This is a genomic window from Photorhabdus sp. RM96S, assembly GCF_042879335.1.
Classification (GTDB): domain Bacteria; phylum Pseudomonadota; class Gammaproteobacteria; order Enterobacterales; family Enterobacteriaceae; genus Photorhabdus; species Photorhabdus kayaii.
In genome coordinates this window covers 1-211 of the sequence record NZ_JBHFKT010000327.1, presented here as the reverse complement: position 1 = coordinate 211, position 211 = coordinate 1, and the positions used below count along the sequence as shown (strand labels likewise).

1 protein-coding gene is annotated in these 211 nt (G+C 62.6%); it reads right to left on the bottom strand.

Annotated features, from left to right (window positions below):
• Positions 1–181, bottom strand: a 181-nt coding sequence (locus ACGF49_RS25545) for a hypothetical protein (RefSeq protein ID WP_387493662.1), incomplete at its 3' end; no start/stop codon positions are given.
• Positions 182–211: the final 30 nt, after the last annotated feature.

Here is a 211-nt window from a genome sequence, read left to right as displayed (position 1 = left end):
AGCCTCGGCGCACGCGGGGGTAAATAGTCGTCAGGCGGCGCAAGCCCCGGCGTCCCCGTTGAGCCGGTCCAGGCCGCCCAACGCCTATTGAACATAATGCGGGGGAATTATACGCACTGCGCCGGCGAGCCAGGGCAACCGCCTGAGCATCGATGAGCGGCTTAATGCGTATAATTGGCATTATGTCTTGCGCCCCCGCGGGTCAGCATTA